This window comes from Arthrobacter sp. B0490 (genome assembly GCF_002929355.1).
GTDB lineage: Bacteria > Actinomycetota > Actinomycetes > Actinomycetales > Micrococcaceae > Arthrobacter_D.
On sequence record NZ_PJIR01000031.1, the window covers coordinates 1 to 6,988 of the forward strand.

Consider the following 6,988-nt stretch of genomic DNA (forward strand, 5'->3'; position numbering starts at 1 on the left):
CCATCCTCGGCGGCAAGGCCGGCATGCGCTTCCACCGCAAGGTCGACCAGGTCGGCATCGACCACCAGGCCGGCATCAACGGCTGACACCGGGCAGTAGTCCGACACCTGCAGCACCGCCTGCCTGACACCTACGCGGCAGGCGACCTATCGGGCATCATGCCCCGGTCGGTTCATCACTAGAAGGAGCTTTCATGATCACGCAGAACGATATCGACACCATCCTCTCCGGCCGTGGACACGTCCTGGACTCCCATGGGTCCAAGATCGGGTCGATCGGCCAGGTGTATCTGGACGACCAGACGCAGGACCCGAGCTGGGTCACCGTCAAGACCGGCCTGTTCGGCACCTCGGAGTCCTTCGCGCCCCTGCAGGGAGCGAACGTCAACGGCAACGATGTGACCATCGGGTACACCAAGGACCAGGTCAAGGACGCGCCCCGCATCGAATCCGACGGCGCCCTCAGCCCCGAGGAGGAGGACCGCCTGTACCGCCACTACGGACTCTCCGGCCACACCGCGGGTGTCGCCGGCACCACCGATGACACCGGGAGGGATTTCCTCGAGACGGACACCACCCGCACGACCGGTACCGGTACGAGTGGATACGAGTCCGGCTTCCAGGCCGGCGATGAGCGCCTGGATCGCCGGGACAAGCCGGGCACGGTCGGCCACGACACCTCCGGCCCCACCACGGACGACGCGATGACCCGTTCGGAGGAGCAGCTCCATGTCGGGACCGAGCGCCGCGAAGCCGGCCGTGCCCGCCTGCGGAAGTACGTGGTCACGGAGAACGTCACCAAGACTGTTCCCGTGACCCATGAAGAGGTCCGTGTCGAGCGTGAGCCCATCACGGACGCCAACCGGGGTGACGCCCTGGACGGCCCGTCGATCAGCGAAGAGGAGCACGAGGTCGTCCTGCACGCCGAGCGTCCCGTGGTCGAGAAGGAGGCCGTCCCCGTCGAGCGTGTTCGTCTCGACAAGGAAACGGTCACCGCCCAGGAGACCGTCACCGAAGAGGTCCGTAAGGAAAAGATCGAACTCCTCGACGCGGACGGTACCGACCTGGACGGCACCACCAACGGCACGGACCGCCGCACCCAGTAGGTTCGACGGCGGGTCTATCCGCCAGTATCACCAGATGGATGTAGGGCGCTGCGTATGCAGCGCCCTACATCCGTCTCCGGGGTCTTCCTGGGGGCCGTCGGTCGCAGGGCCGGGGGCGGCGCGCGGGCCAAGGTCCTTGTCGAACACGGGAATTGCCATGACCGGGCTCCCGCACCCGTCGAAACCGACTCCCCCGCCCCGAGGACGCCCAGGAGCCTTGATGCGGTGAACACAATGAGGCGTCGGTCGGCGCAGCCGACACCATCGCCGACACGCCGCACGCAGCTGAGAAATCTGTTCCCGTACTCCTTTACCCCACGGCCGTGATTCCTATACTGGGCGCATGATGATGTCGCTGCTGTTCGGGGTGGTGGCTTCCAGCGCGCTGATCATCGGCGCGGTGATCGGGTCCCGGTTCAATCTGCCCAAGCGGCTGCTGGCCATCCTCCTGTCCTTCGCGGCGGGATCCCTCATCACCGCGTTGGCGTTCGAGCTGTTCGAGGACGCCTTCGAACAGGGTGGGATCTGGCGGGCAGCGATAGGTCTGCTCGCGGGCGCCCTGGTCTTCACCGTTCTGAGCGCACTACTGGACCGGTGGGCCCAGGCCGGTTCCGAACCCGAGGCAGCGGACGACTATCAGGGCAGTGCGAAACTGGACACCGACGCCGCTGCGACGGAGACGACCTCCTCCACGGCCTCGACGCGCGGCGCAGCAGGTCTTGCCCTCCTGGCCGCGGTCACCCTCGATGGTGTGCCCGAGAACGTGGCGCTGGGTGTGGCGCTCGGCGGAGGGACCGGCGGACTGGCATTGCTGGCCGCGATCTTCGTGTCCAACCTTCCCGAAGCCCTCGTCGGGGCATCATCCATGCGCGCACAAGGTAAGTCGGTAGGGCGCATCCTCGGCCTGTGGGGAGCGTGCGCGGTGTTGCTGGTCCTGGCCGTCATCATCGGCGCGGGCCCCCTGTCCGGGGCAGACCCGGAAGCCATCTCCCTGCCGCTGGCCTTCGCCGCCGGCGCTGTCATCGCATCCCTCGCTGACACCCTCATGCCCGAAGCCTACGAGCACGGCGGACCCGCGGTCGCCATGAGCACCGCCGCCGGCTTCGTCCTGTCCTTCGTCCTCTCCCTCATCTGACGACCGGTGGGGATGGCGGACACCGCACGGTACCGCCGACATCCGGCACGCTCGATCCGTCGTCCGACCGTCTCATCGACCTGCTGGTGGAAGCCTGGTTCCCCGCTGGCCCGTGCCGAGATCCACGGTGGTCATCAGCCTGGCGAGTAGTGCTGTCAGGCAAGTAGTTTTCTCTCGATGTTCGAGTATCCGACAGGCAGGTTGCTGGTAGTAACCGCTTGCTTTCTCCGGCCGGCGTTTCGGACAACGCGTAGTTGTTGCTCGTGATTCCTCCTCCCCGTGTTCATAGATTGAGTGTTGTGCGAATGGATACATCGCGCGATGGACCGCGCCTTCTGCATTCACCTGGAAGGTATTCGTAGCATTCGCGCAGCCCTCGGGAATCCTGGGTCTGCTCTCGCTGGGTAGCTCCAGCGCGGGCGCGGCAGCTGGAGAGATATCCGGGGTCCGCCGAGCCATCGGTTCCGCACAGAACCCGATCGTCACGATCAACGTCGACCTCGACGGACGCGACGACGGGGCGCGACCTACGCGCACCTTCACGCCCAACCTCAATCAACAGGAACAACAGGTAAAAATGAACAAGCGCTCAGGGCTGCTCGCCCTCGCCGTCACTGCCGGTCTCAGCACATTCTCCGTCGCCCCGGCGTTCGCAACAGGCTACGAGGCCGAACCTGTCGGACAGGTGTGTGACGAAGGTACGAGCGGCAAGCAGGACGTGACCGGGGCAGGTCGCTCAGAGGTCACCATCGTTGCCCCGGAGGGACAGCTCATCTCGAGCTACTGCGTCAAGGCCGGTTCCTCGAAGCAGGGCGACGGCCCCGAGACCGTCGTCCTGTCTTCCCCTCAGTCACAGGTGACGATCAGCCACTCCAGCGGGAAGGACGTCTCCCACTACTCCTACACGCTGGTTCCCGTGCCTGTCGTCGTGGCTCCCATCCCGGAGACCCCCGAGGTCCCCGAGACCCCGACCCCCGAGGTTCCCGAGGTACCGGAGACCCCGGCACCGGAGGTCCCCGAGACCCCGACCCCCCATGTTCCCGAGGTACCGGAGACCCCGACGCCGGAGGTCCCTGGGGTACCGCAGACGCCGGAGACGCCCGACGTACCTACCCCGGAAACCCCGGCGACTCCCGAGACACCGGCGGAGCCGACTCCCGAGCTTCCCGTAGAGGAGACCCCTGTCGACGAGGCTCCCGTAGGGGAGACCCCCGTTGACGAGGCTCCCGCCGAGGGGACTCCTGTCGTCGTCGTGCCTGTCCAGGTCGAGGTCCCCGTGACGGTGGAAGTGCCCGTCACGCCCGTCGTCGTCGTGGACACCCCTGACAACGTCCTCCCGGTGCTCGACTATGCAGCGGTCGGCGTCTATTACGAGAACTGCGCCGAGGTTCGGGACGTACTGGGCCGCTCCATCCTCCTGGGCGAGGAGGGCTTCCGTGCCGGCCTCGACCGGGACAGCGATGGCATCGGCTGTGAGCTCGATACCGACGGCAACCGGACGGACGAGGGCGCAGTGGACAACACCCGCAACACCGGAGTGCTCGTGACCGACGACACAACTGACAGCACAGTGCAGCTTGCCTACACGGGCACCGACGACAGCATGAAGATCGCCGGGGGCATCGGTGCCGGGCTCCTGGCTCTCGGTGCCGGTGTGGTCCTCGCGGGCCGTGGCCGTCACCGCGCCGTCAAGGCATAGCACGATCCAGTAACCAGCGAGGGGCCGGTTCTGACGAACCGGCCCCTCGCCGATGGTGAAGCCGTTGCCGCTTCCAGCCGCCCGGGCGATACGCGCGTCATCGACCGTCGAGCCGTGGTCGATGGCTCGGCGTGCAGGGGGTCTAGAAACCTCCGTGCGGCCAGTCGAAGTGGGCACGTGCTTCCGCGATCGGGAGTCGAAGGATCCGGGCGATATCGTGCCAACTGGCTCCCTCGTTGCGGGCCAGCCGGACAGCGGCGGCCAATTCCCGATCGGCGCGCTGCAGTTGCTCCTGGCGGTTCTCCAGCAGCGTCTTCCAGTCGGAGAGGAGCCATCCACGGCGTGCCAGGTCCTCGTCGCTGTGCAGTTCGAAGCAGTCTCCGAGAAGACGGTAGGAATTCAGCAGCTTCGCGGCCTCGTCCGGCGTCAGGCCGTCGAAATCACCGGCGTCGTCAGGGCCGGCGTAGGGCGGTTGCCTCATCGGTCCCACTCCTCGACATTCGGACTGACTGGAAAGGCCCCCTGAGGTAGAAGGATAGTGAAGTTTCCGGCCGGCTGCGTGTTCTCCCCCTCGAGTCCCTGGTGGGTCAGCCGTGACCCCTCGCGCGCGCCTGGGCCTGCTGCTCGCGACCGAGCTCGACCAGACGGTCGTCGTCGGTCTTGTTGCCCTTGAACTCGATGACGGCGCCCTCCACCTCGTCGACGAGGGCCTTCGCCGCGTCCGTGGCACTGAGCGAGGCCTTCCGCTTCGGCGCTTCCGGCACGACGGCGATGCTCGCACCATCGCCACGCCCCGCGTCGACATGGACCGCGCCGACGTCGTCGGCCCTCGCCCGCGCCCCGCTCGCATGCCGGACGCAGAGTCCGGCGACCTCGCGAGCATGGGCGTGCATCACCGAGTGGGCGGCGCCCTCGATCTCGACGACGTCGACAGCGCGGGAGAACGCACCGCTCAGCCGTGCGACCCAGGGGCGCGGACACACGGCGTCGTGCTCGCCGCAGATCACGAGTACCGACGCGCCCACGCGAGCGGCCGTCCGCTCGATCCGGTAGGACATCATGCGCGGCAGGATCTTGAAGAACCAGCCGAACCCGCACGTGAGGTACGCGACCACAGCGAGGAGTTTCACCCGGAAGGGCTCATGGAGGCTGGCACGCAGGAAACGAAGGGCCTGCACGGGAAGGGTGCGGGCCGAGGCGTCGATGACCGGACTGATGAGGACGAGTGTGGTGAGTTCGGGCCGCGCGGCGAGATCGGTACAGATCTGCGTGCCCATCGAGTGCCCGACGATCACGGGATCCTCGAGCCCAAGATCGTCGATGGCCTTGCCGACCAGCTCCGCGAACTCGCCGATCGACAGGGCGCGGCGCGCGTGCGGCACACCGCCGAAGCCGGGCAGGTCAAGGGCATGCACGGGCCCGAACTGCATGAGGTGCGGGGCGAGCTGCTCGAAGTAGTGCGAGGAGACCCCGATGCCGCAGACCAGGATGAACGGCCTCTCCCCCACCGCCCCCACCGAACTCACCCGCGCCCAGACGCCGTCACCCTGGATCCGGCGCACGTCGATGTCCGGGCGAGGATCCGACTTCTCAGTTCTCATCACGCCTCATTCTCTTACGGGACGCCGGGAAGCCTGATTCAGGGGTCCGGGGTAGGCGCGGCTCCTACCCCTCCGGCTGCGCGATGGTCAGTTCGGTGAGGCACGGTGTAGTCGTCTCGCTTGGCCTGAGGGCGATGTCGCCGACCCACCGCGTGCACCGCGAACTCACGCTGGGTCGGACCCCTCGAGGGCTCCCTGAGGTTGCGGCTCATCGAAGCTCACCATCCACCGCGTCTCATGCTGTTCCTGCTGCCAGCGCACCAGGGATGCGAGGGATGCGAGGCACAGAGCTACGCCGGCCATTTCCAGGAGCTCCTCGACGGCGTTGAAGGCGATGTAGGTGGGCGAGTTGGGGACCTCCAGCAAGGAGGTGCCCTGGAGGGACAGATCGCTGAAGATCTCTCCCACCAGCGCGCCCCCGAGAAACAGACACCCGGCGATGATCACTCCGATCCGCGCCTTCACAGGGAGGGAGAGAACGAGTCTCAGAAGAAGCAGAACCAGCACCAGGGCGATGACGCTTCCGGGAATCACCCATGCGAACCGCAACCCGATATCGAACCGCTGGGCGAGCACGGCTCCTGCCGGATTCAACCGCTCGTGCAACGACGTCGACTCGTCGATCGAGAAGACGAGGGAAACGAGGCTGAAGAGCCACCAGGACCTGCGGTGGCTGGAAGCCCTGAGTGCAAGAACCGCCGCCATCGCGGCTACCGCGAGCCAAAGCGCCGCCGTGAACCACGTCGGGATGTTGACCTCCCGGTCGAGGTTGAAGAAGTCGCTGAGGAACACGAACCCCCACCGTGGCTCGGGCGTCGCCCGCAGGAACTGCCAGAGGGACAGGATGATTATTGTCAGTAGCACGACCGGGATCAGAAGCATTCCGAACGATCGTCTGATGGACAAACGCCGCCACGGACTACCAGCCATGATCGCCGGGTTCCCTGCACACAGTGAGGAACATCGCCCTACTTCCTTTCCTTCGCGGCCAGTAGGACTGGCCCCGATAGCGGGCTCGTCGACGGGAGATCGAAGATCGGCAGCCTCGGAACATGCCCGGCCGAGCGACAAGGCTCGGAGATTTCTCGGTACGGACGGGGCGACACCGCCACATCGCCGCGACGGGGCCGCGCCGGAGAACCAGTCGGGATGAATGGGCTGCACGGGGTGCGATGCAGGCAGCTGGTTTCCTGGAAGTCGGTGTTCATCTCCGCTACGACTACTCTGACGCACCCGGATGAGCCCCCGGTGAAAGCAGGATGAGAACTTCTTCATCTTCCCGAAGCCGGACCGGCCTTCGCACCAGCCCGCCGGCTGGACTCCTGGGCGACAAGGATCCACCCATGTGCAGGGTTTACGCACTTCCCCTAATTCCACTATCGGATGCCGGCAGGATCGTGGTTGGCTGTCCCTAGTCTCCTTAGCAATCAGAAGACTTACGCCGCAGG

At 66.3% G+C, this 6,988-nt stretch carries 6 protein-coding genes; 3 read left to right on the top strand and 3 right to left on the bottom strand.

Annotation, left to right across the window (positions count from 1 at the left end):
• The first annotated feature begins 193 nt into the window (after positions 1-193).
• From CXQ97_RS18375 to CXQ97_RS20620, 3 genes are all read left to right on the top strand, one after another.
• Entirely contained in the window at positions 194-1,105 is a 912-nt protein-coding gene (locus CXQ97_RS18375; protein ID WP_104182335.1) for a YsnF/AvaK domain-containing protein, read from the top strand.
• Positions 1,106-1,448: 343 nt separating this feature from the next.
• The gene (locus CXQ97_RS18380) at positions 1,449-2,240 is read left to right on the top strand and encodes a ZIP family metal transporter (protein WP_104182336.1); all 792 of its coding nucleotides are present in this window, start codon (positions 1,449-1,451) and stop codon (positions 2,238-2,240) included.
• A 577-nt stretch (positions 2,241-2,817) separates the two neighbouring features.
• Positions 2,818-3,939 carry an excalibur calcium-binding domain-containing protein gene (locus CXQ97_RS20620; protein WP_104182337.1) on the top strand — a complete coding sequence of 374 codons (1,122 nt, stop codon included), beginning with the start codon at positions 2,818-2,820 and terminating at the stop codon, positions 3,937-3,939.
• Between the two features lie 142 nt (positions 3,940-4,081).
• Here CXQ97_RS20620 and CXQ97_RS18390 read toward each other — a convergent pair whose 3' ends face one another.
• From CXQ97_RS18390 to CXQ97_RS18400, 3 genes are all read right to left on the bottom strand, one after another.
• Positions 4,082-4,420 carry a hypothetical protein gene (locus CXQ97_RS18390; RefSeq protein ID WP_104182338.1) on the bottom strand — a complete coding sequence of 113 codons (339 nt, stop codon included), beginning with the start codon at positions 4,418-4,420 and terminating at the stop codon, positions 4,082-4,084.
• 106 nt (positions 4,421-4,526) lie between these two features.
• Positions 4,527-5,540: an alpha/beta fold hydrolase gene (locus tag CXQ97_RS18395; RefSeq protein ID WP_104182339.1), complete on the bottom strand. Its 1,014-nt coding sequence runs from the start codon at positions 5,538-5,540 to the stop codon at positions 4,527-4,529.
• A 165-nt stretch (positions 5,541-5,705) separates the two neighbouring features.
• Positions 5,706-6,422: a hypothetical protein gene (locus CXQ97_RS18400; protein ID WP_104182340.1), complete on the bottom strand. Its 717-nt coding sequence runs from the start codon at positions 6,420-6,422 to the stop codon at positions 5,706-5,708.
• Positions 6,423-6,988: the final 566 nt, after the last annotated feature.

Bases quoted from the DNA above. Each gene is read 5' to 3' on its own strand.
- CXQ97_RS18375 (WP_104182335.1), top strand. From the start codon at position 194: ATGATCACGCAGAACGATATCGACACCATCCTCTCCGGCCGTGGACAC.
- CXQ97_RS18380 (WP_104182336.1), top strand. From the start codon at position 1,449: ATGATGATGTCGCTGCTGTTCGGGGTGGTGGCTTCCAGCGCGCTGATC.
- CXQ97_RS20620 (WP_104182337.1), top strand. From the start codon at position 2,818: ATGAACAAGCGCTCAGGGCTGCTCGCCCTCGCCGTCACTGCCGGTCTC.
- CXQ97_RS18390 (WP_104182338.1), bottom strand. From the start codon at position 4,420: ATGAGGCAACCGCCCTACGCCGGCCCTGACGACGCCGGTGATTTCGAC.
- CXQ97_RS18395 (WP_104182339.1), bottom strand. From the start codon at position 5,540: ATGAGAACTGAGAAGTCGGATCCTCGCCCGGACATCGACGTGCGCCGG.
- CXQ97_RS18400 (WP_104182340.1), bottom strand. From the start codon at position 6,422: ATGCTTCTGATCCCGGTCGTGCTACTGACAATAATCATCCTGTCCCTC.